At 72.3% G+C, this 26,378-nt stretch carries 22 protein-coding genes; 11 read left to right on the top strand and 11 right to left on the bottom strand.

Going from position 1 to position 26,378, the window contains the following annotated elements:
• Positions 1 to 387: 387 nt before the first annotated feature.
• Complete coding sequence (locus AB0G50_RS18495) at positions 388 to 4,083, bottom strand: FkbM family methyltransferase (RefSeq protein WP_360109594.1); 3,696 nt, start codon at positions 4,081 to 4,083, stop codon at positions 388 to 390.
• A gap of 8 nt (positions 4,084 to 4,091) precedes the next feature.
• Positions 4,092 to 5,435: a glutamine synthetase family protein gene (locus AB0G50_RS18490; RefSeq protein ID WP_360109591.1), complete on the bottom strand. Its 1,344-nt coding sequence runs from the start codon at positions 5,433 to 5,435 to the stop codon at positions 4,092 to 4,094.
• Between the two features lie 126 nt (positions 5,436 to 5,561).
• On the opposite strand from AB0G50_RS18490, the gene AB0G50_RS18485 reads away from it, so the two are divergent.
• Together AB0G50_RS18485 and AB0G50_RS18480 are read left to right on the top strand one after the other, a co-directional pair.
• The gene (locus AB0G50_RS18485) at positions 5,562 to 6,206 is read left to right on the top strand and encodes an LppX_LprAFG lipoprotein (RefSeq protein WP_360109588.1); all 645 of its coding nucleotides are present in this window, start codon (positions 5,562 to 5,564) and stop codon (positions 6,204 to 6,206) included.
• Positions 6,203 to 7,699, top strand: a complete 1,497-nt coding sequence (locus tag AB0G50_RS18480) for an MFS transporter (protein ID WP_360109585.1) — start codon at positions 6,203 to 6,205, stop codon at positions 7,697 to 7,699. The genes AB0G50_RS18485 and AB0G50_RS18480 overlap by 4 nt, the downstream gene beginning before the upstream one ends.
• 21 nt (positions 7,700 to 7,720) lie before the next feature.
• Here the strand turns inward: AB0G50_RS18480 and AB0G50_RS18475 are convergent, their stop codons facing one another.
• Complete coding sequence (locus tag AB0G50_RS18475; protein WP_360109582.1) at positions 7,721 to 9,436, bottom strand: NAD+ synthase; 1,716 nt, start codon at positions 9,434 to 9,436, stop codon at positions 7,721 to 7,723.
• Positions 9,437 to 9,509: 73 nt separating this feature from the next.
• Between AB0G50_RS18475 and AB0G50_RS18470 the strand changes: the two genes are divergently transcribed.
• Positions 9,510 to 11,075: an alpha/beta hydrolase gene (locus AB0G50_RS18470; protein WP_360109579.1), complete on the top strand. Its 1,566-nt coding sequence runs from the start codon at positions 9,510 to 9,512 to the stop codon at positions 11,073 to 11,075.
• A 49-nt stretch (positions 11,076 to 11,124) separates the two neighbouring features.
• Here AB0G50_RS18470 and AB0G50_RS18465 read toward each other — a convergent pair whose 3' ends face one another.
• Positions 11,125 to 11,364, bottom strand: a complete 240-nt coding sequence (locus AB0G50_RS18465; protein WP_360109576.1) for a hypothetical protein — start codon at positions 11,362 to 11,364, stop codon at positions 11,125 to 11,127.
• Positions 11,365 to 11,501: 137 nt separating this feature from the next.
• Between AB0G50_RS18465 and AB0G50_RS18460 the strand changes: the two genes are divergently transcribed.
• The 4 genes from AB0G50_RS18460 to AB0G50_RS18445 all read left to right on the top strand — a co-directional run bounded on the left by AB0G50_RS18460 (position 11,502) and on the right by AB0G50_RS18445 (position 14,108).
• Positions 11,502 to 12,353, top strand: a complete 852-nt coding sequence (locus tag AB0G50_RS18460; protein ID WP_360109573.1) for a helix-turn-helix transcriptional regulator — start codon at positions 11,502 to 11,504, stop codon at positions 12,351 to 12,353.
• Complete coding sequence (locus tag AB0G50_RS18455; RefSeq protein WP_360109570.1) at positions 12,350 to 12,544, top strand: DUF397 domain-containing protein; 195 nt, start codon at positions 12,350 to 12,352, stop codon at positions 12,542 to 12,544. Before AB0G50_RS18460 ends, AB0G50_RS18455 begins: the two co-directional genes overlap by 4 nt.
• A 506-nt stretch (positions 12,545 to 13,050) precedes the next feature.
• Positions 13,051 to 13,899 carry a helix-turn-helix transcriptional regulator gene (locus tag AB0G50_RS18450; RefSeq protein WP_360109567.1) on the top strand — a complete coding sequence of 283 codons (849 nt, stop codon included), beginning with the start codon at positions 13,051 to 13,053 and terminating at the stop codon, positions 13,897 to 13,899.
• Positions 13,900 to 13,919: 20 nt separating this feature from the next.
• A complete protein-coding gene (locus AB0G50_RS18445; RefSeq protein ID WP_360109564.1) occupies positions 13,920 to 14,108 on the top strand; it encodes a DUF397 domain-containing protein in 189 nt (62 codons plus the stop codon).
• Here the strand turns inward: AB0G50_RS18445 and AB0G50_RS18440 are convergent.
• Complete coding sequence (locus tag AB0G50_RS18440; RefSeq protein WP_360109561.1) at positions 14,105 to 14,986, bottom strand: helix-turn-helix transcriptional regulator; 882 nt, start codon at positions 14,984 to 14,986, stop codon at positions 14,105 to 14,107. The two genes, AB0G50_RS18445 and AB0G50_RS18440, sit on opposite strands and share 4 nt — an antisense overlap.
• Before the next feature lie 121 nt (positions 14,987 to 15,107).
• Between AB0G50_RS18440 and AB0G50_RS18435 the strand changes: the two genes are divergently transcribed.
• Positions 15,108 to 15,857, top strand: a complete 750-nt coding sequence (locus AB0G50_RS18435) for an SDR family oxidoreductase (protein ID WP_360109558.1) — start codon at positions 15,108 to 15,110, stop codon at positions 15,855 to 15,857.
• Positions 15,858 to 15,860: 3 nt separating this feature from the next.
• Here the strand turns inward: AB0G50_RS18435 and lysX are convergent, their stop codons facing one another.
• Positions 15,861 to 19,169, bottom strand: coding sequence for a bifunctional lysylphosphatidylglycerol synthetase/lysine--tRNA ligase LysX (gene lysX, locus AB0G50_RS18430; RefSeq protein WP_360109555.1), 3,309 nt, complete (start codon positions 19,167 to 19,169; stop codon positions 15,861 to 15,863).
• On the opposite strand from lysX, the gene AB0G50_RS18425 reads away from it, so the two are divergent.
• From AB0G50_RS18425 to pip, 3 genes are all read left to right on the top strand, one after another.
• Positions 19,168 to 19,974 (top strand): alpha/beta hydrolase, encoded by an 807-nt coding sequence (locus AB0G50_RS18425; protein ID WP_360109552.1) that lies wholly within the window; start codon positions 19,168 to 19,170, stop codon positions 19,972 to 19,974. The genes lysX and AB0G50_RS18425 overlap by 2 nt on opposite strands.
• Positions 19,975 to 20,552: 578 nt before the next feature.
• Complete coding sequence (gene panB, locus AB0G50_RS18420; protein ID WP_360109549.1) at positions 20,553 to 21,413, top strand: 3-methyl-2-oxobutanoate hydroxymethyltransferase; 861 nt, start codon at positions 20,553 to 20,555, stop codon at positions 21,411 to 21,413.
• Between the two features lie 63 nt (positions 21,414 to 21,476).
• Positions 21,477 to 22,415 carry a prolyl aminopeptidase gene (gene pip, locus AB0G50_RS18415; RefSeq protein WP_360109546.1) on the top strand — a complete coding sequence of 313 codons (939 nt, stop codon included), beginning with the start codon at positions 21,477 to 21,479 and terminating at the stop codon, positions 22,413 to 22,415.
• On the opposite strand, the gene AB0G50_RS18410 is transcribed toward pip, so the two are convergent.
• From AB0G50_RS18410 to AB0G50_RS18390, 5 genes are all read right to left on the bottom strand, one after another.
• A complete protein-coding gene (locus AB0G50_RS18410; protein WP_360109543.1) occupies positions 22,412 to 23,161 on the bottom strand; it encodes a helical backbone metal receptor in 750 nt (249 codons plus the stop codon). The genes pip and AB0G50_RS18410 overlap by 4 nt on opposite strands.
• Positions 23,162 to 24,577: an RNB domain-containing ribonuclease gene (locus tag AB0G50_RS18405; protein ID WP_360109540.1), complete on the bottom strand. Its 1,416-nt coding sequence runs from the start codon at positions 24,575 to 24,577 to the stop codon at positions 23,162 to 23,164.
• Positions 24,578 to 24,596: 19 nt separating this feature from the next.
• A complete protein-coding gene (locus AB0G50_RS18400) occupies positions 24,597 to 24,788 on the bottom strand; it encodes a hypothetical protein (RefSeq protein ID WP_360109537.1) in 192 nt (63 codons plus the stop codon).
• 72 nt (positions 24,789 to 24,860) lie between these two features.
• A complete protein-coding gene (locus AB0G50_RS18395) occupies positions 24,861 to 25,364 on the bottom strand; it encodes a hypothetical protein (protein ID WP_360109534.1) in 504 nt (167 codons plus the stop codon).
• Between the two features lie 11 nt (positions 25,365 to 25,375).
• Positions 25,376 to 26,377 carry a C40 family peptidase gene (locus AB0G50_RS18390; protein ID WP_360109531.1) on the bottom strand — a complete coding sequence of 334 codons (1,002 nt, stop codon included), beginning with the start codon at positions 26,375 to 26,377 and terminating at the stop codon, positions 25,376 to 25,378.
• Position 26,378 lies beyond the last annotated feature (1 nt).

Here is a 26,378-nt window from a genome sequence, read left to right as displayed (position 1 = left end):
TCCAGTAACAATCTCAAAGGAAAACCTCTTGACGAGGTTCATACAATTTACTGGCTATTCGGCACGCTGTTGAGTTCTCAAAGAACACGCGCTCACCATCTTGTCCCGCGTCTTACCGCGGTTCATTCCGGGGCTTGTGTTGAAAGCTTAGCTCGTTCGTTTTCGCGGTGTCAAATCGGCCGTTTCGGCGTCTCCGGCTCCACGAGAAACTCGCTTCGCATTCAGTTTGCTTGTATTTCCCAGGGACCGAGGCGGCATCTTATGCCGCTTATTCGCTTCCCGGGGTGACGCCGCAGAACTCTACCCAGCCCGATTCGCGGTGTCAACCGCTCGTTCCGGGGGTCTTGCTGGCGACTCGGTAAAAGTTACTCATGACCTTCGTCGGTGTCAAATCGCCTGGTCAGCGGGCTGCCGGAGCGGCACGGCGACGGTCGGCGGGCTCTGCTTGGCGGCCACCGGACGCGGACGGAGCCACAGCGTGATCGATCGGAGACCTTCCATGGCCGCCACGATCTGCTCCGGGTCGGCCGCCTCGCGGGTCGCCACGGGCACCAGGTCGTAGCCCCAGATCCGGAACTCCTTGAGGACCGTGACCGGATCGTCGCCCAACGACTCGGTCGCGGTCGCGGAGAACTCCAGGAACACGTGCGGCCGGTCCCGGCGCAGCAGCCGGACCAGCCCGGCGAGCGCGCGGTGCCCGCGACCCGGCGCGTCCACCCGCACCACCGACAGCTTGCGGCCCTGGAGCGCGGGCACCGCCTCCAGCTCCTTGTCGAGCCGGGCCGCGCGCACCCTGGCCACGTCCTGCGCCGCGCCGTCCGGCAGCGGCGCCACGGACAGGCCGCCGGTGAGCGACGGCTGGGTCGCGACCTCGCCCACGCTCTCCCACGCCGCCGCGTCGACCACCACCAGACCGTCCGCGACGGACGCCGGCAGGTTCACCGACACGTTGTGCCGCAACAGTTCCAGCGCCTCCGGGCTGGGTTCGACGGCGACCACCGCGCCGAGCCCGCCGAGCCTGCCGAGCATCCGGACCGTCTGGTAGCCCACGTACGCGCCGACGTCGAGGAAGATCCCGTCGGGCTCCACCACCGAGTCGATCAGCTCGGACAGGTCCGGTTCCCACACCCCGTTGCTGGACAGCAGCGGCAGCATGAACGCGTCGTCGGCGGGCAGCCGCAGCAGACCCACGTCGGTCAGCACGAGCGAGCTGCGCACCGACACCCCGGCCGCGGCGTGCCGCTCGTGCTCGCGCACCACGACCCGGCGCAGCGCGTCGGCGGTGAGCTGGGCCTGGTTGGCCGCGCGGATGCCGACGTCCAGCCGGGTGTCGCGCTCGCGCAGCACCTCGACCACCTTGGACTCGAGCGAGTCGATCCGGTCGAGCGTGCGCTCCAGCGCGACCGCGAGCTTGTCGATCCGCTGGGTCAGCGCGTCGGCCTGCTTGGCGTGCTTGCCCGCCTCGGACACCACGGCGTCCTCGATCTCGCGCAGTCGCCTGCCCTGGCCCGCCATGTCCGCGCGGACCCGCACGACGCCGTCGTCCAGGCCGAGCACCTGGGCGTAGACCTGCTCCTGGCGCTCGGCGTGGTGCTCGACCTCGTTGCGCAGCACCTCGAGCTCGCCCATGCCGATGCCGCCGGACACCTCGTCCTGGCGGCGGACCACTTCGGACACGGTGCGCTCGACACCGTCCACGAGGGACGTCAGCACGTCGCGCATGTGGTTGTCGTAGTGGTCGAGCACCCGCAGCACGACCTTGCGCAGCTGCGGCGCCATGGGCGTGCGGCTGGACTTGGTCACGTCCGGTTCGCGCAGCAGCGCGTGCTTCGCGGAGTGCAGCGCCTTGAGCGGGTCGACGGCGGGCGCCGGGTTCTGCGCGGCGCGGCGGGCGCGCCACGAGCGGTAGGCGTGCTCGACGCGGTCCCGGAGCAGGTCGCCGATCTGGTCCAGGGCGCGGGTCGAGCGGATCCGCTCGCGGCCGGCGGCGCCGATGGCGTGCGCGGTGGGCAGGTCGTCGGCGAGCGCGCGCAGCAGTTTCACGGCGGCCTGGACGTCCGGTTCCACGCCCTGGCGGCACGGCACGAACACCACCGAGGACTTGTCGAACAGCTCGGCCACCGCGCCGTGGTCGCCGACCATGATCGGCACGCCGTGCGCGGCGACGTGGGCCAGCGCGAGCGCGATCCGGTCGTCGGCGCCGCCGCGGTGCAGCGACACGAGGCAGTCCGCGGTGAGGTCGACCTGGTCGACCAGCTGCACGCGCGGGTCGGCGGCGGTGGCCAGGCGGAGCCGCTCGGCGGCCTCGGGGTGCTCGGACGCGCCGTGCACCGCGATCCGCAGCACGACGTCCGCGCGGTCGGGGAACGCGGCGAGGAACGCCGACACGGCGCCCAGCACGTTGCCCGCGCGGTCGGTGGCGTGGTCGGCGATGGCCGCGAACACCACCTCCTCGCGTTCCTCGCGCTCGACGGGGTCGGCCTCGGGAACGGGCAACGGGAGCGTGCGCACCGGCACGTCGGGCCGTTCGAACGCGACCCGCGACGTTTCCGACGGCACCCACAGCTCGTGCGCGTCGGGCGCGGACGGCGCGTCGGTGCGGAAGTCGACCAGGTACCGGTCGGGCGGCACCGGGGTGCTGTTCGCGACCCGGAGGACTATCGGGTAGCCGACGCCGTCACCGGTCGGCAGGCCGGAGGCGCGGGCGGCCGAGCGGACCAGGTCGGCCAGCGGGCCGGTGCCGAGCACCGAGACGCCGAGTTGGTCGAGTAAAGCGGGCGCCTGCGCCTTCGGGCCAGGCACGGCGGGGCTGGGCAGGCGGGCGCCGGCGGTGCCGGTGGTGGCGCACCAGTCGCGGAACGCGGAGAGGTCGGCGCCGAACGGGTCGGGGAACTGGGCGCGCAGGCCCTCGTCCTCGTCCCACAGCGCGGCGGACCAGCGGGTGCTGCCGGGCGCGTCCGGGCGCGGGGAGCAGGCCCAGATGAGCCAGCCGGCCAGGTCGGGTCCGAACGCGGAGGGTCGGGTCTCGTCGGCGGAGAACCCGTCCGGGTGAAACGCGGACCCCGGTCGGGCGCGCATCTCCTCGCGGTAGAGGGCGCGCAGGCCCTCGGGGATGCGGGTGCCGTCGGCGAGCCGGCCGAACCCGTAGGGCACGTGCTGGGGCGTGTGGCCGTGCCGGACGAGTTCGGCCCGGTAGGCGGCGGTGAGGTCGGCCAGGACCGGGCGTTCGGACAGCAGCACGCGCGGGCGGTCGGCGAAGTCGGCGGACAGCAGCCACGGGCGTTGCGGGTCGAAGCCGGCGAAGTGCACGGTGCGCACCGGTTCACCCATCACGGTGACCGGGCCTTCCTCGATCCGGTGAAGGTCGCGCTGGGCGGCGTTCCACGACGACAGGCCGATCGTGGCGTCCCGCAGCACCTGCACGTTGACCTGCGCGGGCGCGGTGTCCAGGACGGCCTTGGTGGCGTCCGGGGTGCGTCGCAGCTGGTCGCCCAGGGTGCGCAGGAACGGCTCCGCGCCGGGCGCGACCACCAGGAAGCCGGGGTCGAACACTCCGGTGTCGAGCAGTTCGGACTGGGTGGGCCGCAGGCCGTCGTCGGGCAGCGGGCGCAGCGACCGGGGCAGCAGCACGAGCGGGCCGCGCGCCACGGCGTCGAGCACCACGTCGGTCAGCGGCGCGAGCACGTGCGCCCACGGGTCGAGGTAGAGCACCGGCACGCCCTGGCCGAGCAGCTGCTCCAGCAGCCGGGGTCGCAGCAGGCCGCCGAGCTGGGCCGCGGTGCAGCCGGTGGCCAGCTCCGCCAGCTCCTCGGGCGGCAGGCCGAGGTCGGCCGGTGTCACCAGGCCCGGGCCGGAGTGCTCGGGCAGCGCGTCCACGATCAGCGCGAGGAAGCGACCCTCGGGGTGGTGGGCCAGGAACGACGACGCGAGCACCTTCGTCGCGGGCAGTTCGGCGGCGGTGGCCACCGTGCACGCGATCAGCGTCGGCCGCGCCTGCGACCCCGCGGGGATCTCGGTCACCGACTGCAACCCCACCTTCTCCGAGTGCCCGGTGTGCACCACCCGGACCGGGCGCCCGTTCACCGGCCCGCTCACAGGACGGGGAGCAGGGTCCGGAGCTCGTACGGCGTCACGCTGCGCCGGTACGCGTCCCACTCGGTGCGCTTGTTGCGCAGGAAGAAGTCGTAGACGTGCTCGCCGAGCGCCTCGGGGAGCAGTTCGGAGTTCTCCATCTCGGTCAGCGCCTCGCCCAGGTTCTGCGGCAGGTTGTCGTAGCCGGCGGCCCGCCGCTCGCGGTCGGTCAGCGACCACACGTCGTCCTCCGCCGGCGGTGGAAGCTCGTAGCCCTTCTCGATGCCCTTCAAGCCTGCCGCGAGGATGACCGCGTACGCCAGGTACGGATTGCAGGCCGAGTCGAGCGACCGGATCTCGACCCGGCGCGACGAGGACTTGCCCGGCGAGTACATCGGCACCCTGACCAGCGCGGACCGGTTCGAGTGGCCCCAGCAGACGGCCGTCGGGGCCTCGCCGCCGACGATCAGCCGCTTGTAGGAGTTGACCCACTGGTTCGTGACACCGGAGATCTCGCGCGCGTGCTTGAGCAGTCCGGCGACGAACATCTTGCCGGTGTCGGAGAGCTGGTAGGGGTCCTCGGGGTCGTAGAACGCGTTCCGGTCGCCCTCGAACAGCGACACGTGCGTGTGCATGCCGGAGCCGGGCTGGTCGGAGAACGGCTTGGGCATGAACGAGGCCCGCACGCCCTGGGTGATCGCGACTTCCTTGATCACGTACCGGAACGTCATGACGTTGTCGGCCATGGTGAGGGCGTCGGCGTAGCGCAGGTCGATCTCCTGCTGGCCGGGCGCGCCCTCGTGGTGGCTGAACTCGACCGAGATCCCCATCGCCTCCAGCGCCTCGATGGCGTGCCGGCGGAAGTGCGTCGCGGTCTCGTGGCTGGTCTGGTCGAAGAACCCGCCGTTGTCCGCGGGCAGCGGCTCGCTCCCGTCGTCGGGCAGCCCCTTGAGGAGGAAGAACTCCATCTCGGGGTGCACGTAGCAGGTGAAACCCGCCTCGCTCGCCCTGGCGAGGGTGCGGCGCAGGACGTGCCTCGGGTCGGCCCACGACGGCGAGCCGTCGGGCATCGCGATGTCGCAGAACATCCGCGCCGAGTAGTTGTTCCGGTCCGGTGTCTGCCACGGCAGCACCTGGAACGTCGCCGGGTCCGGCTTCGCCACCATGTCCGACTCGTACACCCTCGCGAAGCCCTCGATGGCCGAGCCGTCGAAGCCGATGCCCTCGCTGAAAGCGCCCTCCAGTTCGGCCGGCGCCACCGCGACGGACTTGAGGAAGCCCAGGACGTCGGTGAACCAGAGCCGGACGAACCGGATGTCGCGTTCCTCAAGGGTGCGGAGCACGAACTCCTGCTGGCGGTTCATGGCACGAAGCCTAGGTAAATACGGGACGTGGCGCGTGACCGACCGGGTGGAACGGCCGCGTCGGGTTCATCACTCCCTGGTCAAGGGCTTGCGGTCGGGCGGTCCGCGCCGTTCTACGATGCGGGCATGGTCACCCGCCGCGCCCTGATCGGGTCGCTCGCGCTCGTGTTGCTCGCCGGTTGCGGTTCCTCGTCGGGGGAACTTCCCGAGGGTTCCGAGCTGCTCTCCCAGGCTTCCGTCTCGATGAAGGCGGTGTCGAGCGCGCACTTCACCGTGAAGGTGGACGGCGAGGTGCCGAACGTGCCGGTGAAGGAGGCCGAGGGCGACCTGACCTCGTCGGGCGAGTCGTCGGGTCGGGCGAAGGTCGAGCAGTTCGGGCAGCTGGTCGAGGTCGACTTCGTGCTGGTCGGCAAGGACCTGTGGGTGAAGGGGCCGACGGGCGGGTTCACCAAGCTGTCGTCGGCGCTCGCGGGCTCGGTGTACGACCCGACCGCGATCCTGGACCCGGCGCGCGGCGTGGCGAAGGTGCTCGGCGCGGCCAACGGCGCGAAGACGGTGTCGTCGGACGGCGGGGTGAGCGTGGTCGAGGCGACCGTGCCGGCCGAGGTGGCCGCCGGGTTGGTGCCCGGCATCGACGCCGACGTGAAGGCGCGGTTCTCGGTGCGGGACGAGAAGCTGGTCAACGCGGTGTTCACGATGCCCAACGGGGCGAAGGCGACCGTCGACCTGACCGACTTGAACAAGTTGGTCACCGTCACGCCGCCCGCGTGAGGTCGCGGGGGCTCGCGCTCGGCGCGGGCGCGGTGGCCGTGCTGCTGGGCGCGCTGGACGCGTACGTGGTGGTCGGCGTGCTGGTCGACATGGTGCGCGACCTGGGCGTGCCGGTGAACCACCTGGAGCGCGCGACGCCCGTGGTGACCGGCTACCTGCTCGGGTACGTGGCCGGGATGCCGCTGCTCGGTCAGCTGTCGGACCGGTTCGGCCGCCGCGTCGTGCTGCACGCGTGCCTGGCCGGGTTCGCGCTGGGCTCGGTGGTGACGGCGCTGGCCGCCGACCTTCCGGTGCTGGTGGCCGGGCGGGTGGTGCAGGGGTTGGCCGGGGGCGCGCTGCTGCCGGTGACGTTGGCGCTGGTCGCGGACCTGTGGGAGCCGAAGCGGCGCACCACGGCGCTGGGCGTGGTGGGCGCGGCGCAGGAGTTGGGCAGCGTGCTGGGGACGCTGTACGGCGTCGGGGTGACCTCGCTGTTCGGCGGGTGGACGTTCTTCACCGCGCTGGAGCCGCAGGCCTGGCGGTGGGTGTTCTGGGTGAACCTGCCGCTCGCGCTGGTGGCGGCCGTGGTGGTGCAGCTGGTCGTGCCGGGCGGTGGCGGGCGGCCGGTGCGGATCGACCTCGTCGGCGGCGGGTTGCTGGCGCTGGCGCTCGGGTTGCTGGTGGTCGGGTTGTACAACCCCGACCCGGAGCACGCCGTGCTGCCGCCGTGGGGTTGGTGGGCGCTCGGCGGCGCCGCGCTGGTCGGCGCCGGGTTCGTGTGGTGGGAACGGCGGTCGTCGGTGCGGCTGCTGGACCCGAGGGGTGTCGCGCTGCGGCCGTTCTTCGCGACGCTGGGCGTCTCGCTGGCCTCGGGCGCGGCGTTGATGGTGACGCTGGTGGACGTGGAGTTGTTCGCGCGCACGGTGTTGCTGCGCGACTCGGGGTCGGCGGCGGTGCTGCTGGCCCGGTTCCTGGTCGCGTTGCCGGTGGGCGCGGTGGTCGGCGGGTGGATCGCCTCACGGGTGGGTGATCGGTGGGTCTCGTTCGGGGGACTCGTGATCGCCGCCGTCGGGTACGCGCTGATCGCCCGGTGGCCCGCGGACGTGTCGGGGTTCGTGCTCGACCGGGACCTGGTGATCGCCGGGTTCGGGCTGGGGCTGGTGATCGCGCCGGTGTCGTCGGCGGTGCTGCGGGTGGTGCCGGCGGCGCAGCACGGCGTCGCGTCGGCGGCCGTGGTGGTGGCGCGGATGACCGGCATGCTCGTGGGCGTGGCGGCGTTGACCGCGTGGGGGCTGCACCGCTTCCGCGAGCTGACCGCGACCCTGTCGACGCCGCTGCCGTTCGGGGTGGACGCCGAGGTCTACCGGGGGCAGCTCGCCGAGTACCGGACGCGGCTGACCGACGCGCTGCTGACCGAGTACCACGAGATCTTCGTGATCACGGCGGTGGTCTGCGTGCTGGGCGCGGCCGGTGCGCTGCTGATGCCGGGCCGCGGGTCCGGCGGGAAGGCCTGAACCCGCGGCGTCGACGGCCGGTCAGCCCTCGCGCCAGCCGTTGGTGATCGGCAGCCGGCGGTCGCGGCCGAACGCCTTGAGACTGATCTTGGTGCCCGGCGGGTACTGCCGGCGCTTGTACTCGGCCCGGTCGACCATCCGCAGCACGCGGTCGACCAGTTCCGGCGCGAAGCCCGCCGCGAGCAGGTCCTGGTAGCCCTTGTCGCCCTCCACGTAGTCGTCCAGGACGGCGTCGAGGAGTTCGTAGTCGGGCAGCGAGTCGGTGTCGACCTGGCCGGGGCGCAGTTCGGCCGACGGCGGCTTGGTGATCGAGTTCTCCGGGATGGGCGGCAGCTCGCCGAGCTTCTCGGCCTGGGCGTTGCGCCACTTCGCGAGGTCCCAGACGAGGGTTTTCAGCACGTCCTTGATGGGCGCGAACCCGCCGACCGCGTCGCCGTAGATGGTCGAGTAGCCCACCGCGAGCTCGGTCTTGTTGCCGGTCGCGAGGACCAGGTGGCCGTGCTGGTTGGACAGGCCCATCAACGTGACGCCGCGGCAGCGCGCCTGCACGTTCTCCTCGGCGAGGCCGGTCAGCCCGAGCTGCGAGACGAACACCTCGACCATGTCCGCGATCGGCTGCACCTGGTAGTCAAGGCCGGTGCGCCGGGCCATCTCGTAGGCGTCGGACTTCGAGTGGTCCGACGAGTACACCGACGGCATCGAGACGCCGTAGACGTTGCCCGCGCCGAGCGCGTCGACCGACAGCGACGCGACCACCGCCGAGTCGATGCCGCCGGACAGGCCCAGCGTCACCGAGCGGAAGCCGTTCTTGTGCACGTAGTCGCGCAGGCCGACGACCAGCGCGTGCCACACCTCGGCCTCGTCGGACAGCGGCTCGGCCGACGGCGGCACGGGCAGCGGCTCGTAGGAGGGCAGCGGGTCCGCCGACAGCGTCCGGCGGTGCACGGTGAAATCGCCGACCAGGCCGTCCGCGCGGGCCGCGCCGCCGGGCAGGTCGAGGTCGAGCACGGTCAGCTGCTCCACGAACTGGGGCGCGCGGGTGATCAGCTCGCCGGTCGCGGTGACCACCATCGTGTCGCCGTCGAACACCAGCTCGTCCTGACCGCCGACCAGGTTCACGTACGCGAGCGGCGCGCCGGCCTCGACGGCCCGCCTGGCCACCAGCGGCAGCCGGGCGTCGTCCTTCTTGCGCTCGTACGGCGAGGCGTTCGGCGAGACCACCAGGTCCACGCCCGCCGCGCCCAGGGCCGCAATCGGACCGCCGTCCTGCCACAGGTCCTCGCAGATCACCAGGCCGATCTCCAGGCCGTGCAGGCGCACGACGTCCAGCGAGTCGCCCGGGGTGAAGTAGCGGCGCTCGTCGAAGACGCCGTAGTTCGGCAGGTGGTGCTTGTGCTGCCGGGCCACGACCGCGCCGCCGTGCAGCACGGCGGCGGCGTTGCGCGCCCCGCGCTCGTCGCGGTCGAGGTAGCCGACGAACACCGCGATGTCGCCCAGCCCTCGGTCGGCGAGGTCGACGGCCAGCGCGTCCAGGGCGCGGCGGGACGCGTCGGCGAACGACTCGCGCAGCGCCAGGTCCTCGACCGGGTACCCGGTGAGCGCCATCTCCGGGAACACCACGAGGTGGGCGCCCGCCTCGACCGCCTTGCGGGTCCAGTCCACGACGAGTTCGGCGTTGCCGGACAGGTCGCCGACACAGGCGTTGACCTGGGCGAGGGCGAGGCGCAGCTGAGGCATGGGGACATTTTGACCCACGCCACGCGTACTTGGTGGCCGATGTGGCGGGCGAGTCACACCTACGATCGCAGGCGTGCGCCGCCTGTTGCTGCTGATCCTCGCCGCTCCCCTGCTCGTCTCGTGCACCGTCGTGGTGACGGGCTCGCCGACGGCGGGGACCACGCTGGAGAGACAGGGCCCGGCGGGTGCGGTGCCGCAGGGGCTGGAGTCCTTCTACGGTCAGCAACTCGGCTGGGAGGACTGCGCCTCCTACGCCACGACGCTCTCCACCACCGGCCAGTACCGGAACAAGAAGAACCTCGAGTGCTCGCGCATGGAGGTTCCGCTGGACTACGCGAAGCCGACCGGCACGAAGATCAAGATCGGCCTGCTGCGGCAGAAGGCCACCGGGGACCGGATCGGGTCGTTGGTGATCAACCCCGGCGGACCGGGCGCGTCCGGCATGTCGGCCGCCGCGAGCCTCGCCACGACGGTCGGCAAGTCGCCCTTGGGGCAGCGGTTCGACCTGGTCGGGTTCGACCCGCGCGGCGTCGGGTCGAGCGAGCCGGCGGTCAAGTGCCTGACCGACGCCGAGCGCGACGCGGACCGGCTGGACAACGACGTCGACACCACGCCCGCCGGCATCGCGCAGACCGAGGCCGAGAACAAGGCCTACGCGGAGAAGTGCGCGGCCAACACCGGCGCGGACGTGCTCGCGAACCTCGGGACCCGGGACGTCGTCAAGGACCTCGACGTGCTGCGGTCCGTGCTGGGCGACGAGAAGCTCACCTACCTCGGCTACTCCTACGGGACGGCGATCGGCACCGGGTACGCCGAGGCGTTCCCGAAGAACGTGCGCGCGCTCGTGCTGGACGGCGCGGTGGACCCGACGCAGGACGAGGTGCAGTCCCTGATCGCGCAGGGCGCCGGGTTCCAGAAGGCGTTCACCGAGTTCGCCGCGTGGTGCGCGAAGCGGGACGACTGCGCGCTGGCCAAGGACCCCGCGCAGGCGAACCGGCTGTTCCACGACCTGACCGTGCCGCTGATCGCGAAGCCGGTGCCCGCGGGCGACCGGAAGCTGTCCTACTCCGACGCGATCACCGGCGCGATCCAGGCCATGTACTCCAAGGAGTTGTGGGCGCCGCTGAACAAGGGGCTGATGGAGCTGCGCAACGGCAAGGGCGATGTGCTGATGCTGCTGGCCGACGCGTACTACGACCGCGACCAGCAGGGCCGGTACTCGACCATCACCGACGCGTTCACCGCGATCAAGTGCGTGGACGAGCCGAGGCTGACCGACCGCGCCGTGCTGGACGACGTGGCCCGCAAGTACAAGCAGGCCGCGCCGTTCCTGGACGACGGCAGCGCGGCGGCGGGCACCCTGGACGCGTGCGCGTTCTGGCCCGTGCCGCCGACCACCGTGCCGCACCAGCCGAAGGTGGCCGACCTGCCGAAGGTGCTGGTCATCTCGACCACCGGCGACCCGGCGACCCCGTACGACGCGGGCGTCAACCTGGCCAAGGCGCTGGGCGGCGGCCTGCTCACCTTCGAGGGCGTCCAGCACACGGTGTTCCTCCAGGACAACGCGTGCGTGGACGGCGCGGGCACCGCCTACCTGATCGACCTGACCCTGCCGGCCGAGGGCAAGCGCTGCTCCTGACCGCGCCCCGCCACCTGATCCGGAGCCAGGTCCGGAGCCAGGTCCGGCACTAGACCCACACGAGCCGCGCGCCCACCTGCGGCCCGGTGAACGCGGCCACCGCGCCCTCCGGGTCACCCAGCCGCATCCGGAAGTCACCGCCGACGGTGACCACCTCGGCGTGCTCGAAGAACGCCATGCCCCACGCCGCCACCCACGCGTCCGGGTTGCCGTCCTCCTCCTGCACGACCGCGAACACCCGCGGCGCGTTGACCTCGACCAGGTCCTTGACCAGTTCCTCGTGTGTCACGAACGTCTCCCATCAAGCTGAACGGTTGGGAGTGACGCTAAACCTGAACGCTCAGGTAATCTAGCCGCCCGATCAGGTGACCTGTAGGCGGATCACCGTCCGGCAGACTGACCGCGATCGACTTCGAGGAGCGGTGCATGACCTCCAGCGGCCAGAACCCCACCGACTACCGGGCGGGACTCGCCGAACGCGTGCGGGCGCTGATGGAGCGCACCGGCACGTCGAGAGCGGACGTCCAGCGGACCCTCGGGTGCTCGGTGTCGAAGGTCGGCACGATCCTGCGCGGCGACACCTCGATCGCGCCGCTGGAACTGGTCGCGCTGCTCGACCTGTTCGGGGTGCGCGGGGACGAGCGGGCGGACCTGCTGCACCTCGGCGAGGAGGCCCGCCGCCGTCGACCCAAGACGCCGTGGGGGTCGGCGATCCCGGATCGGCTCCGGAAGTTCTTCAACACCGAGGAGACCGCGCGCCGGATCGAGCTGTACCGACCGGACCTGCTGCACGGCCTGGTGCAGACCGAGGCCTACGCGCGGGCGATCATCGAGACCAACTCCGCGCTGAGCCCGACCGAGGTCGACCGGCTCGTGCAGGCGCGGATGGCCAGGCAGACCCGACTGACCGGGCCGAACCCGCCCGACTACACGCTGGTGATCCGGGAGTCGGTGCTGCACACGCCGGTCGGCACGCCGGCGGTCCGGAAGGCGCAGATCGCGCGGTTGCGGGAACTCGCCGCGCTGGACCACATCGCGATCCGGGTCGTGGCCGCGGACGCGGGGCTCACCGGGGCGCTGTACTTCCCGTTCATGATCCTCACGCCCGCCGGCGACCGGGCGAAGACGGTGTACGTCGAGACGCTGACCGACGGGTTGCTCGTCGACGAGGAAAGTCGGATCTCCCACTACGAATCGGTCTTCGCGGAGTTGATGGACATCGCTCTTGGCCCTGCCGAGACGTTGCGGTTGCTGGATAGAGTCGGCGGGAGGCGATGATCGCGGTGGAAGGCGGAGGCATGGACGGCAAGGGTTGGCGGAAGAGCAGCCACAGCGGGAACAGCGGTGGTGATTGTGTCGAGCTGCGGTCGGACCTGGCCGCGGCTCGCGACTCCAAGAACCCCGGTGTCGAGTTGTCCGCGAAGGGGCTGCGGGCGTTCGTGGTGGCGGTGAAGCGCGGGAGGTTCTGAGGGTTCCGCGTGAGGCGGGTCACAGTTCTTCCGGGCTCGGTCGGGAAAGTCGCCAGCGGTAGTCGAAAAACTATTTGAACGACCTTCGGGTCAAGTGTTCGCCAGGCGGCCGCGGGCGTTCGCGGATGGCACGCGGAGGGGTTCTTCGGAATTTCCTTCGGTGAGCTGCCTCACATCCGCGTCCGGTCCCGGTGGCACTCGGCTGTTCGGAGCACCGGCGTGCCGCCGGGGTGAGCGCCGACTCCGGTGGGGATGGGGTCGCGCGCCGGAAGAAGGTTGTGGCGCAACGGCGTGCGCGGCGGGACGGTGGAGGCGAATGCGCCGGCCACGGACGGCTCGCGATCGGGGGCGGCGATCGGTCGACCCCTAAAACCGGTCGTCACGTGGTTCCGGATATGTGTCGTCAAATCTTGACGGCAATACTTGATTCGTCTGCCCGATGGGAATGGCGTCCCCCGCCCCGGTGATCGTGCACACTGTTGCGCGATCACCGAGGAGAGCTGGGCATGGTGCGAGAGCAGAACCCGACGAGCTACAAGCTGCAACTGGGCGCGGCGCTGGAGAGGTTCCGGCTGCGTGCCGGTTTGCCGCGCAAGGCGGCGGCGGACGAGCTCGGGTGCAGCGAGGGGAAGATCGGCACGATCGAGCGCGGCGACGTGGCCATCCGCGCCGCGGAGCTCAAGGTCGTGCTGGACCTCTACGGTGTGACCGGCGACGAGCGCGCCGACGTGGAGCACCTCGCCTCGGAGGCCAAGCGCCGCCGGCCGCGAACACCGTGGGGCAGCGTGATCCCCGACCGGCTGAAGAAGTTCTTCACGACCGAGGAGACGGCGGTCGCCATCGACGCCTACCTCCCGGAACTGCTGCACGGGCTGGTGCAAACCGAGAACTACGCACGTGCGGTCCTTTCCACCAACTCCGCGTTCCGCCCGGAGGAAGTGGAACGGCTGGTCTACGCGCGAATGGCCCGACAGGCGTTGCTGGAGACCTCCGACGCGCCGGCACTCACCCTGGTGGTACCCGAATCGGTGATCCGGGCGCAGGTCGGCGGGCCGGCCGTGATGGTCGAACAGCTCGCCCACCTGCGCCGGCTGGCCCGCCGATCGGAGATCACCATCCGGGTGATTCCCACCGCCTTGGGTGCGCACGCCGGTTCGGGTTTGCCGTTCACGATTCTCACTCCCCCGCAGGGGCGACGCCGAATGGTGTACGTCGAAACGCTCACGGACGGGTTGTTCGTGGACGAGCCATTACGTGTGGCGAAATACGAGGTCGCCTTCCGGGAAATGCTCGGACAGGCACTCTCGCCGACCGCCTCCACCGCACTCATCGCTAGTGTCGCCGGGCAACTGTGAACACCAGCGGAGGAGTGGGCATGATCCCGCAACACGAAGAGGTGTGGCGCAAGAGCAGCCGCAGCGGCAACAGCGGTGGCCAGTGCGTCGAGCTGAGATCCGGGCTCACCGCCGTCCGGGACTCAAAGAACACCGACGGCCCCGTGCTCGAGTTCCGCAGGGGCGTTCTGGCGGTCTTCCTGTCCGCAGCGAAGACCGATCGCCTCTAGGCAGAAGCGGAACCCGGCCGCGTCCTCCCGCCGGGCGCGGCCGGCCCAGCGTCACCCGCCGCGGCCGACGCGGCCCAGCTCGCGAGCAGCTTCAGGCGCTCCTCGGTCGGCGAGCCCGCGGGCGCGGTGTAGAACGCGAGCGACAGGTGCTCCTCGCCGGGCAGCCGCAGGCTCTCGTAGTCCAGGTCGAGGTCGCCGACCACGGGGTGGCGCAGCAGCTTGGTCCCGTGGGTCTTCTCCAGCACCGCGTGCTGCGCCCACAGCTTGCGGAACCCCTCGTCCTTGACCGACAGCTCGCCCACCAACGCGGCCAGCCTGGGGTCTTCCGGGTGCGCCCCCGCGTCCAGCCGGAGGTAGGCCACCACGTCCGCGGCCACCGAGGGCCAGTCGCGGTAGAACGTCCGCGCCGCCGGGTCCAGGAACGCGTACCGGGCGCTGTTGCGCAGTTCCGGGTCCTGCTCGGCGAAGCCGTAGAGGGCGCCGGCCAGCGGGTTCCACGCCAGGATGTCCGACCGCCTGCCCATCACGAACGCCGGCACGTCGCCCGTCATCTCCAGCAGCCGCCGCACGCCCGGCCGCACCCGCTGCGGCGCGGGCCGCCTGACCTTGGCCGGGCGGACCAGGTTGCGCAGGTGCAGCCGCTCGGTCTCGTCCAGCCGCAGCACGCCCGCGACCGCGTCGAGCACCGCGTCCGACACCGCCGGGGTCCGGCCCTGCTCCAGCCGCATGTAGTAGTCCACGCTCACGCCGGCCAGCAGCGCCAACTCCTCGCGCCGCAACCCCGGCACGCGCCGCCGACCGCCTCCGGGCAGGCCCACGTCGTCGGGGCGGACGCGGGCCCGGCGGGTGCGCAGGAATTCGCCGAGGTCGTGGTTCACGCGTCCCAGTATGGCCGCGGACACCGGCACCGAACCTGGTCCTGCCAGTCCTAGGGTGCGGGCTTCCCCAGGACGAACGGGGCCTCGGGTACCGGCGCGCCCGGGGTCCACCGTTGGTCCCATGACCTACGACCTCACCAACCGGACCGCAGTCGTCACCGGCGCCGCGAGCGGCATCGGCGAGGAGACCGCGCTGCTGCTCGCCCGTTCCGGCGCGAAGGTGGCGCTGCTGGCCCGCCGGGCCGACCGGCTCGCCGACCTGGCCGCGAAGATCACCGCCGAGGGTGGGCGGGCGCTCGCCGTGGCGGCGGACGTGACCGCCGACCTGTCCGAGGCCGCCGCGACGATCCGCGACGCCTTCGGCCGGGTGGACCTGCTCGTCAACAACGCGGGCGTGATGCTCGCCAACCCGATCACCGAGGGTCGCTCGGACGAGTGGTCTCGCATGATCGACACCAACATCTCCGGTTTGCTCAACGTCACCAGGGTGTTCACCGAAGACCTGGTCGCGGCGGGTGTCGACGGACCCGCCGACCTGGTGAACATCTCCTCGATCGGGGCGCACCTCACGTTCCCCAACTACGCCGTGTACACGGCCACCAAAGCCGCCGTGACGCACCTGTCCGCGAACCTGCGCACCGAGTTCGGCCCGCTCGGCGTGCGGGTCACCACCGTCGAACCCGGCCTGACCGGCACCGAACTCGGCACCCACATGGACAACCCCGAGGTCGACGCGCACCTGGCGCGGTGGCTGGCCGCCGTCGAGCCGCTGGCCGCCGCCGACCTCGCCGACGCGGTGGCCTACGCGACCAGCCGGGCCCGGCACGTGAACCTGAGCCACCTCGTCGTGCAGCCCACCGCCCAGGTCTGAGCCCTACTCGGCGGGCCGGACGAACGGGAACAGCACGGTCTGCCGGATCGAGGTGCCGGTGAGCATCATCAGCACCCGGTCCACGCCCATCCCGAGCCCGCCGGTGGGCGGCATGCCGTGCTCCAGCGCGGTCAGGAAGTCCTCGTCCAGCTCCATCGCCTCGACGTCGCCGCTCGCGGCCTTGAGCGACTGGTTCTCGAGCCTGCGGCGCTGCTCCAGCGGGTCGGTCAGCTCCGAGTAGGCGGTGCCGATCTCCGCGCCGAACGCGACCAGGTCCCACCGCTCGGCGAGCCTCGGGTCCACCCGGTGCTGCCGGGTGAGCGGTGAGACCGAGATCGGGAAGTCGGTGTAGAAGGTCGGCTCCACCGTGGTCGGCTCGACCAGCTCGTCGTACGCCTCCTGGACGAGGGCGCCGTGCTCGGCGTCCTCGTCCGGCTCGATGCCGCGCTCGGCGAGCAGCGCGCGCAGCAGGGACACCGAGGTGTCCGGCGTGATCTCCTCGCCCAGCGCGCGCGACACGGCCTCGTGCACCGGCACGACCGGCCACTCACCCGAGATGTCCACCTCGACGCCGTCGCGCAGCGCGATCTGCGCGCCGTGCGCCGCCACGGCCGCGTGCTGCACCAGCTGCCGCATCAGGGTCAGCATGTCCCGGTAGTCGGCGTAGGACTGGTAGGCCTCCAGCATGGTGAACTCGGGGTTGTGCGTGGCGTCCGCGCCCTCGTTGCGGAAGTTCCGGTTCAGCTCGAACACCCGGTCCACGCCCGCCACGCACAGCCGCTTGAGGTACAGCTCGGGCGCGATCCGCAGGTACATCCGCATGTCGTAGGCGTTGATGTGGGTGACGAACGGCCGGGCGTTCGCGCCGCCGTGCACCGCCTGGAGCATCGGGGTCTCGACCTCCAGGTAGTCCCGGTCGTGCAGGAACTCCCGGATGCCGCGCACCACGTCGCTGCGCAGCCGCAGCATCCGCGCCGAGTCGGGGTTGACCACCAGGTCCAGGTAGCGCTTGCGGATCCGCGCCTCCGGGTCGGCGAGGCCCTTCCGCTTGTCCGGCAACGGGTGCAGGCACTTCGCGGTGACCGCCCACCCGTCCGCGAGCACGGACAGCTCGCCGCGCCGCGACTTGATCACCTCGCCGCGCACGCCCACGTGGTCGCCCAGGTCGACGCCGGACTTCCAGGTGTCCAGGCCCGCGCCGAGGCGCTCGGCGTCCAGCATGACCTGGAGCTCGCCGGTGAAGTCGCGGATCCGGGCGAAGCACAGGCCGCCCAGCTCGCGCAGCGCCACCACCCGGCCGGTCACCGACACCTCGTCGCCGAACCGCTCGCGGGCACCGGCCAGCGACGTGGTGCGGGCGAAGTTCACCGGGTACGGGTCGACGCCGTCCGCGCGCAGCCGTTCCAGCTTGGCGATCCGGACCCGCACCTGCTCCGGGCGGCGGACCTGCTTGGCCTCGACCTTGAGCGCGTCGATCTCGGCCACCGCGGCGGCGAACCGGGTGCCTGCCGTCTCGTAGCGCAGCGCCCGGTCCGAGCCGCGCTTGAACAGCGAGCGCAGACTGGGCACGAAACCCTCGGCCACGCCCGCGGCCATGCTGACCCGGGGCAGGTACGCGGCCCGGCTGTAGCAGAGGTAGCGGGGCAGCCACTCGGGGCTGTACTTGGCGTTGGACCGGTAGAGGGACTCCAGCTGGAAGAACCGGGACGCGAGCCCCAGCACCGACCGCCAGGCCCGCAGCACCGGGCCCGCGCCGATCTTCTCGCCCTCCTCGAACACCGCGCGGAACATGGCGAAGTTGAGCGAGATCCGCTGCACGCCCAGCTTGCCCGCCGCGTCGGCCAGTTCGGCCACCATGAACTCGTTCAGGCCGTTCTCGGCGCCCCGGTCGCGGCGCATCAGGTCCAGCGACACGCCGCGCCTGCCCCACGGCACGAACGACAGCAGCCCGCGCAGGTCGCCGGAGGAGTCGTAGGCCTCGACCATCACGCACCGGCCGTCGGTCGGGTCGCCGAGCCTGCCCAGGGCCATCGAGAAGCCGCGCTCGGTCTGCGCGCCGCGCCACCGCTGCGCCAGGTCCAGGATCGAGGCCATCTCGTCCGGGGGGATCTCGGCGTGCCGGCGCACGCGGGTCGTGTAGCCGGCCCGTTCGACCCGGCTCACCGCCTGCCGCACGGCCCGGCGCTCGGGGCCCGCCAGGCTGAACTCGCGGACGTCCAGCACCGCCTCGTCGCCGATCTCCAGGGCTTTGAGGCCCGCGTCGGTGTAGACGTGCGCGCCGCGCTCGCTCGCGCCCAGCACGCCCGGCAGCCAGCCGTACCGGCGTGCCTCGGCCAGCCACGCCTCGACGGCGGCGGGCCACGCGTCCTCGTCGCCGATCGGGTCGCCGCTGGCCAGCGTGGTGCCGGCGAGGACGCGGTAGGTCAGCGCGGCCCGGCCGTTGGCGGCGAACACCACGCTCTTGTCCCGCCGGGTCGCGAAGTAGCCGAGCGAGTCGGGTTCGCCGTGCGCGGCCAGCAGTCGGCGGACCTCCAGCTCGTCCTGGTCGCCGAGCAGCCGGCTGCTCCGCTCGCCGCGGAAGAACACGTACAGGGTGGCGATCGCGACCAGCGTGCCGGCGAGGCCCAGGACCACGCTCAACCACTGCGGGCCCGCGCCGACACCGGCCCGCTTGAGCGGCAGCACCTCGCCGGTGACCTGGTTCGCCGCCCAGATCAGCTTCTCGCCCGCCTCGGTGAGGGTGCCGGGGAACAGCTCGGTGAGCCCCCAGCCGACCAGGCACCACAGCACGATGCCGGTGAGGAACGTGACCAGCGCCTTGCGCCACGCGCCGGGCGCGAGCCGCGCGGGGAAGGCCGGTCGGATCAGCCACAGCAGGATGATGATCACCGCGGAGGTCGCGATGCCGCCGCCGAGGAAGAGCTCGGCCTGGTCGAGGTCGAGCTCCTCGCCCTCCAGCAGCACGTTGTCCGGCGCGACGAACACCAGCAGCACCGCGAGGGTGGTCAACCCGAGGCCGAGGACCTCGAACAGCAGCAACGTGGACAGGGCGGCGCGCTTGCGGCGGCGCAGCGCGGAACCCAGGACCACGAACACCAGGACGATGAACAGGTTCGCGTCGACCGGGAGGCCCAACGCGTAGCCGCCGAGGAAAATGGCGTCCGCGACCGGCGAGTCCTCGTCCACCACGAGGAGGACCAGCGACGCCAGTGCCGCGAGTTGCACGATCGTGGCGACGAACCCCGCCGCACGAGTCTTCCACCTGGCCACTGGCACCACACGCTCCCGAGAGGTACTCGACTTGCCCACCATGATCGCCTCACTCGCCGGGTCCGTGCACGTCCGCGGCGCCGGTCCGGCCGGCGGTCCGCTCGTCGTGGTCAGCTCTGGGCTCGGCGGCGCGTGGTTCGACTGGGACGCCACGGTATCCCTGCTGGCCCCGAGGGCGCGGGTGGTGGTCTTCGACCGGCCGGGCACGGGGCGCAGCGGACCGGCCCTCGCGCCCGCGTCCCTGGCCCGCGAGGTGGCCGTGCTGGACGCGGTGGCGGGCGACGCGCCGTCGGTCGTGCTCGTGGGTCACTCGATGGCGGCCCTGCACGTGGAGGCGTGGGCCCGGCTGCGGCCGACCAGGGTGCGCGGGGTGGTGCTGGTCGACCCGGACCTGGAGGTGCCGGGCGCCGGGCGGCCGTTCGACCTGTCGGCGCTGGTCGCGCGGGTCCTGTTGCGGGTGCGGGCGGACCGCGTGCTCGCCAGGCACGGCGTGCGACTGCGGCGGTGGGCGGTGTCGGGGTCCACGCTGGGTCGACGCGATCCGGCCGACCCGGCGTTGGTGCGCGAGGTGTACACCCGGCGGGAGGTGTCGGCGGCGGTGCTGGACGAATTGGCCTCGTACCCGGGTCAGGTGGCGGCGGTGGAGCGGCTGCGGGTGTTCCGACCGCTGCCGGCGGTGCCGTTCACCGTGCTGACGGCCGGTCGGCGACCGTGGGCCGAGCACACCGCCCTGGCCGCCCTGAGCCCGCAGGGGCGGAACGTGCTGGTGCCGGGCAGCAGGCACATGGTGCCGCTGGACCGCCCGGACGCGGTGGCGCTGGCCGTGCGGCGGGTGCTGGAGCGCTGAACGCCCTTCCGGACTCCGCGAGCCGCGCCGACCGCGCGGGAACGCCCACTCGGCGTCACGGCGAGTGCCGGGGAGCTTCGCGAGCCACGCCGACCGGGTGGGGACGCCCGGCCGGCATCTCGGCGAGTGCCGGGAGCTTCGAGCGCCCGGACCGCGACCACCCCGCAGAAGGCGCGCCGGACCGGAGCGACCCCGCAGAGGGCGCGGCCGGACCGCGGCCACCTCGCCAAGAGCGCGGCCGGACCGCGACCACCCGCAGAGGGCGCGGCCGGACCGGAGCCACCCCGCCAAGAGCGCGGCCGGACCAGAGCCGCCTCACCGAGGGCGCGGCCGGACCGCGGCAGCCCCACCGAGAGCGCGATCCGCGCCAGGGCGGCCGCGAGCGGGTCCGGGTGTCGGGACCGCCGGTCTCGTTCGATTCAGCGGGCGTTCCGGCGCACGCGGCCGGCAGGCGGGTTGTGAAACTACTCGCACCCGGTGCGCGCGACGCCCCGTCCGGTGTCACCCTGGGCTGGTAACCGTGCAACGAGACCCGGAGACCCGCGACGCTGCGGGCTTCGAGGGAAGGACGGTCCACGATGACCTCTTCGGCTGAGCTGGCCGCGCCCTACGGCAGCGGCTCCTCCCCCGCCGCGAACCCCGGCAAGCGGGTGCGGATCCACCACCTGCGGGAGCTGAAGGAACGCGGCGAGGCGTGGCCCATGCTGACCGCGTACGACATGTACACCGCCGAGCTGTTCGACGAGGCGGGCATCCCGGTGCTGCTGGTCGGCGACTCGGCGTCGAACAACGTCTACGGGCACGAGACCTCGCTCCCGGTCACCGTGGACGAGCTGCTGCCCCTGGTCCGCGGCGTGACGCGGTCGGTGAAGCGCGCGCTCGTGGTGGCGGACCTGCCGTTCGGGTCCTACCAGGTGTCGGTCGAGCAGGCGGTGGCGACCGCGGTCCGGTTCATGAAGGAGGGCCACGCGCACGCGGTCAAGCTCGAGGGCGGTGCGTACTTCGCGCCGCACATCCGGGCGATCACGGCGGCGGGCATCCCGGTCATGGCGCACATCGGGTTCACCCCGCAGAGCGAGCACCAGCTGGGCGGGTACCGGGTGCAGGGCCGCGACGACGCGTTCGACTCCGTGGTGGCCGACGCCCTCGCCGTGCAGGAGGCGGGCGCGTTCGCGGTGGTGCTGGAGATGGTCACGGCCGAGGTGGCCAAGCGGATCACGCACGACCTGGCGATCCCGACCGTCGGCATCGGCGCGGGTCCCGACACCGACGCCCAGGTGCTGGTGTGGCAGGACATGATGGGGCTGCGCCGAGGCCGCGCGCCGCGCTTCGTGAAGCGGTACGCCGACGTGGCGGGCGTGCTGAAGTCGGCCGCCGAGCAGTTCGCCGCCGAGGTGCGCGGCCACGAGTTCCCCGGGCCCGAGCACACCTTCCACTGACCACGACCCCGCGGGGCCCGCACGGGTCCCGCGGGGCCACCCGGTTCGGGCACAGTGCTGGGTATGTATCCCGAGATTGAGCCCCACGAGCACGGTCTGCTCGACGTCGGCGACGGCAACCGCGTGTACTGGGAGGAGTGCGGCAACCCCGACGGCAAACCCGTGGTGTTCCTGCACGGCGGACCCGGCGGCGGCAGCACACCGGGGCACCGGCGGTTCTTCGACCCGGCCGCGTACCGGATCGTCCTGGTGGACCAGCGCGGGTGCGGGCGGTCGCTGCCGCACGCCGCGGACGACGACTACGACCCGGCGGTCAACACGACCTGGCACCTCGTGGCCGACCTGGAGGCGTTGCGCGCGCACCTGGGCGTCGACCGGTGGCAGGTGTTCGGCGGGTCGTGGGGCAGCACGCTGGCCCTCGCCTACGCGCAGACCCACCCGGAGCGGGTGTCCGAGCTGGTCGTGCGCGGCGTGTTCACCATGCGGCGCAAGGAGGTCGACTGGTTCTACGCCGGCGGCACCGGGTTCCTGTTCCCCGAGGCGTGGGCCGAGTTGACCCGGTTCGCGCCCGACGGCGACGTGGTCGGCACGTACGGGCGACTGCTGGAGGACCCGGACCCGGCCGTGCACCTGCCCGCGGCGGTGGCGTGGAGCGTGTGGGAGGCCTCGACGATCACCCTGCTGCCCCGGCCCGAGCTGGTGGCGGACTTCGCGAAGGACCGGTTCGCGCTCGCGTTCGCCCGCATCGAGAACCACTACATGCGCCACGGCGGCTTCCTGGAGGAGGGGCAGCTGCTGCGGGACGCGGGTCGGCTCGCGGGCATCCCGGGCGTGATCGTGCAGGGCCGCTACGACGTGGCGACGCCGCCGACCACCGCGTGGGAGCTGCACCGCGCGTGGCCGGGCTCCGAGCTGGTGATCGTGCCGGACGCCGGGCACTCGGCCGACGAGCCGGGCATCGCGGCGGCGCTGGTGGCCGCCACCGACCGGTTCCGCAGCTAGTCCGCGCGCAACGCCACCTCCAGCGCGGACCTGGCCTCCACCAGCGCCGGGCCGTACCAGGTGAGGTGTCGACCGGACACGAAGACGGGCCGCAGGGCCGGGAACCACTGCGGCCCGTCCTCCGGCGTGAACACGTACGGCTCGTCCGGCAGCACGACCACGTCGGCCTCGACCGCGAGCAGCTCCTCGTGCGCCGGCCTCGGGTAGCGCTCGGCGTGCCCGGCGTAGGCGTTGACCACGCCGAGCCGGCGCAGCACGTCACCGGCGAAGGTGTCCCGACCGACGACCACCCACGGCTTGCGCCACACCGGCACCACCGCGCGCAGCCGCGGCCCGACCTCGGGCCGCCACAGCCGTTCGGCCTCGACCAGCCAGCCGGGCTCGACGTCCCACGCGGTCGCGAACAGCCGGCGCAACGACGCCAGCGCCGCCGGCACCGTCGCGGGCGCCTCGGTGACCCACACCGGCACCCCGTCGGCGCGCAGCCGCGCCACGTCCTCGGGCCGGTTCTCCTCGCTGTTGGCCAGCACGAGATCCGGCCTCAACGCGAGCACCCGGTCCACCTTCGGGTACTTCGACCCGCCGACCCGCGGCACGTCCAGGTCGGCCGGGTGCGTGCAGTAGTCCGTGGCGCCGACCAGCACGGCCGGGTCCACCGCCTCGGTCAGCGACGGGACCAGGCTCACCACCCGCACCGGGGGCGCGGGCAGCGGCACGGGTTCGCCGAGGTCGTCGACGGGAAGCATTCAGGCCCTTTCGAAGATCACCTTGCGACGCGCCGGATCGGCCTCCAGCAGCCGGACCCGGATGGTCTCGCCCTCGGGGAGCTCGTCGCCCGAACACCGGCCCATCACCGGCGGCTGCGCCACGAACACGTCCGCGCCGTGCCCCTCGGCCCGCAGCACGACCGCGTCGAACTCCGCGCCGACCCGGTCCGCCAGCACCCAGGCCTCGACCTGGTCCAGGCACGCCCGCTCGACCTTGCCCGCCACCGCGTCCGAGCCGCCCATCAACGACGGCAGCAGCGGCAGCGCGTCGCGCAGCCACGCGGGCACCTCGCGGCCGGCCGTGACCGCCAGGCACACCTCGGTGCCGAACCGGTCGACCAGCCGGCGCAGCGGCGCCGTCACGTGCGCGTAGGGCGCGGCGACACCGGCGTGCGTCGTCACGGCGGGCAGCGTGCCGTCGAACGCGGTGTACCCCGCGCCGCGCAACAACTTCGTGGCGTCGGAGAACAGCGCCAGCGACTCGGGCCGGGTCGGGTCGAGCCCGGCGAGGAACCGCGACGGCGTCACGCCCTCGGGCCAGGGCACGCCCAGCGCGTCCGCCGACCGGCGCAGCTTCTGCACCGCGCCGTCGTCCGCGTCGGGCAGGGTGCGCAGCACGCCCACCCGCGCGTCGATCATGATCCGGGCCGCGGCCATGCCGGTCATCAGCGAGATCTCGGCGTTCCACGCGTCCACGGCCGCGCGCGGCCGCACCACGAGCTTCCAGTCACCGCCGCCGTTGGGCACGATCTCCTGCTCGGGCAGCTGCAACTCGACCGCGCCGCGCTCCACGGCGAGCTGCCGGCGCAACCGGCCGAAGTCCGGCAGCGCCTCGACCGACGGGTGCGGGGTGCCCGCGTCGAACGACTTCTGCACGCCCTCGTAGTCGAACCGGGCGACGGAGCGCACGATCGCGTGCCGAACCCGGACGTCGACCGGCTCGCCGTCCGCGCCGCACTCGAAGGTCCACAGCACGGCGGGCCGCACCTGGTCGGGCAGCAGGCTCGCCGCGCCCTCGGACAGCACCGTCGGGTGCAGCGGCACGTTGCCGTCGGGCAGGTACAGGGTTTGGCCACGCCTGCGCACCTCGGCGTCCATCTTGCCGCCGGGCACCACGAACACGCCCAGGTCGGCGATGGCGTAGTGCACCCGGAACCCGGCACCGACGCGCTGCACCAGCAGCGCCTGGTCGAGGTCCTTCGACCCGGGCGGGTCGATGGTCACCAGCGGCAGGTCGGTCGCGTCCTCGCGGCCCGCGACGGTGTACCCGCGGGCCACCGCCCGTTCCGCCTCGACCAGCACTTCGGGAGGGAAGGCGGACGGCAGTCCGAACTCGGTCCGGATGCCGCCGAAGTCCAGGTCCGCGCGGCCGGTTCGGATCACCATGGAGGCCATGGGCGCACCCTAACCCGCGCTACCGGCCCTTCCACTCCTTGTCGGCCTTGTCCTCGGCCGCGGTCCGCTCACGGGCCAGTTCCAGGGCCCGCTTCGCGGTCGCCTCGTCCGGGTAGGGACCCATCCGGTCCGCGGCGCGGCAGCCCACGCCCTTCTCGGCCTTGGCGTGGGTCAGGCAGTAGTACCAGGCGTTCTCGTCCACAGCGACCATGCCCCCAGGTTTCCATGCGCGAGCACGCATGTCACCCGGAGGCGATCACGTCGGCCTCTCAACCCCTCGGGCTCACCACGTCCGCGGCATCGAGATCGGGCCGGACTCCGGGTGCGTCGGCTGCGGCCGGGGGAACCCGCGCGGCGGCGTGTTCTGGTTGGCGTTGGCGTACTCGCCGGGAATCGGGTCGAGCACCGACACCAGCGCGCTCTGCTCCTCGGGGTTGTCGATCCGCCGGCCGCCCCGGTCGCGGTAGACGACGTCGCCGTCCGAGTCGATCTCCATGATCACGCCGATCTCGGACAGCTGGTCCTCGTCCAGGTCGACCAGCCGTTCCCGGCGGGACGGGATCACCCGGTACGCGGGCCACTCCAGGTGCGCGTAGGCGCGGTGGAACTCGGCCAGCAGGTGCGTCATCTGCTGCTGCCACACCAGCGGCATGGCCTCGACCAGCGACCTCGGCAGCACCGCGTAGGACTGGTCGACGCCCGGCGGGCGGGAGTCGAGGTAGTCCCTGGTCGGTGTGTGCGACGCGGGCGGGCCCGGATGGCGCTGGATCGGGTCGTGGTTGTACATGGCGTCTCCCCTTACACGCCCGGCCGGACGGCCAACGGCATCAACTCGGGGTAGTCCCAGTTGATCGTGCTGATCTTCACCACGTCGCCGGTCTGCGGCGCGTGGATGTACTGGTTGTCCCCCAGGTACATGGCGACGTGGTGCACGCTCACCGGGTCGGCCGGGTTGGTGGCCCAGAAGATCAGGTCACCCGCCTTGGCCTCCTTGACCGGCAGGTGCGCGCCGCCGGACATGTACTGGTCGTTCGCGACGCGCGGGATGGTGATGCCCGCCTCGGCGAACGCCTTGACCAGGATGCCCGAGCAGTCCCACGCGTCGGGGCCGTTGCCGCCCCACAGGTAGGGCTCGCCGAGCTGTTCCTTCATGAACTTGATGGTGACCTCGGCGGCGTTGGACGCCAGCAGCACGTTGCCGCCGGCCGCCGCGCCGCAGCCCGCCGGATCGGCCACCTTGCCCAGGTCGCCGATCAGGAAGGCGGCCATGCCCTCCCACTGGTGGTAGCGGTCCGGGAAGCCCGACCGCTCCACGGCCTGCGCCGCGTCACCGGGCCTCATCCGGTCCCAGCCGTCGACCAGGAGCAGCACGTCGTAGAACTTGTTGATCGCGTAGACCGGGTCGGTGACCTCGGACGCCAAGCCCCAGCCCTGCGAAGGCCGCATCTGGAAGATGCCGAGCGAGTCCCGGTCGCCGTAGTTCAGGCTGCGCAGCCCGGACTCGGTCATGCCCGCCTGGATCGCGACCTGCCACGCCAGCGGCGGAAGCTTGCGCTCCTGGCCGATCGAGATGATCTTGGCGACGGTGCCGCGCTGCTCCTCGGTGAGGTTGGCCGCGGCGTTCTTGCCCTGGTCCGCGCCACCGCCCTCCCACGGCCCGATGGAGGCGTTGCAGCTGACCGCGCGGATCGACAGGTCGTCCTGCGCCGTCGTCTGGTTGACGACCGTCGAGACGCCGTTGACGACGGCGATGGTGATCACGGCGACGACCGCCGTCGCCGCCAGCACGATCTTCAGCATG

The organism is Actinosynnema sp. NPDC020468 (assembly GCF_040642015.1).
GTDB lineage: Bacteria > Actinomycetota > Actinomycetes > Mycobacteriales > Pseudonocardiaceae > Actinosynnema.
This window is presented reverse-complemented; position numbering and strand designations above follow the sequence as displayed.

Excerpts from the sequence above, each read along its gene's own strand:
- AB0G50_RS18390 (WP_360109531.1), bottom strand. The coding sequence starts at position 26,377 with ATGCTGAAGATCGTGCTGGCGGCGACGGCGGTCGTCGCCGTGATCACC.
- AB0G50_RS18445 (WP_360109564.1), top strand. The coding sequence starts at position 13,920 with ATGATCCCGCAACACGAAGAGGTGTGGCGCAAGAGCAGCCGCAGCGGC.
- AB0G50_RS18460 (WP_360109573.1), top strand. The coding sequence starts at position 11,502 with ATGACCTCCAGCGGCCAGAACCCCACCGACTACCGGGCGGGACTCGCC.
- AB0G50_RS18425 (WP_360109552.1), top strand. The coding sequence starts at position 19,168 with ATGATCGCCTCACTCGCCGGGTCCGTGCACGTCCGCGGCGCCGGTCCG.
- AB0G50_RS18400 (WP_360109537.1), bottom strand. The coding sequence starts at position 24,788 with ATGGTCGCTGTGGACGAGAACGCCTGGTACTACTGCCTGACCCACGCC.
- AB0G50_RS18405 (WP_360109540.1), bottom strand. The coding sequence starts at position 24,577 with ATGGCCTCCATGGTGATCCGAACCGGCCGCGCGGACCTGGACTTCGGC.
- panB (WP_360109549.1), top strand. The coding sequence starts at position 20,553 with ATGACCTCTTCGGCTGAGCTGGCCGCGCCCTACGGCAGCGGCTCCTCC.
- AB0G50_RS18395 (WP_360109534.1), bottom strand. The coding sequence starts at position 25,364 with ATGTACAACCACGACCCGATCCAGCGCCATCCGGGCCCGCCCGCGTCG.
- AB0G50_RS18450 (WP_360109567.1), top strand. The coding sequence starts at position 13,051 with ATGGTGCGAGAGCAGAACCCGACGAGCTACAAGCTGCAACTGGGCGCG.
- AB0G50_RS18435 (WP_360109558.1), top strand. The coding sequence starts at position 15,108 with ATGACCTACGACCTCACCAACCGGACCGCAGTCGTCACCGGCGCCGCG.
- lysX (WP_360109555.1), bottom strand. The coding sequence starts at position 19,169 with ATGGTGGGCAAGTCGAGTACCTCTCGGGAGCGTGTGGTGCCAGTGGCC.
- AB0G50_RS18455 (WP_360109570.1), top strand. The coding sequence starts at position 12,350 with ATGATCGCGGTGGAAGGCGGAGGCATGGACGGCAAGGGTTGGCGGAAG.
- AB0G50_RS18410 (WP_360109543.1), bottom strand. The coding sequence starts at position 23,161 with ATGCTTCCCGTCGACGACCTCGGCGAACCCGTGCCGCTGCCCGCGCCC.
- AB0G50_RS18490 (WP_360109591.1), bottom strand. The coding sequence starts at position 5,435 with ATGAACCGCCAGCAGGAGTTCGTGCTCCGCACCCTTGAGGAACGCGAC.
- pip (WP_360109546.1), top strand. The coding sequence starts at position 21,477 with ATGTATCCCGAGATTGAGCCCCACGAGCACGGTCTGCTCGACGTCGGC.
- AB0G50_RS18485 (WP_360109588.1), top strand. The coding sequence starts at position 5,562 with ATGGTCACCCGCCGCGCCCTGATCGGGTCGCTCGCGCTCGTGTTGCTC.
- AB0G50_RS18475 (WP_360109582.1), bottom strand. The coding sequence starts at position 9,436 with ATGCCTCAGCTGCGCCTCGCCCTCGCCCAGGTCAACGCCTGTGTCGGC.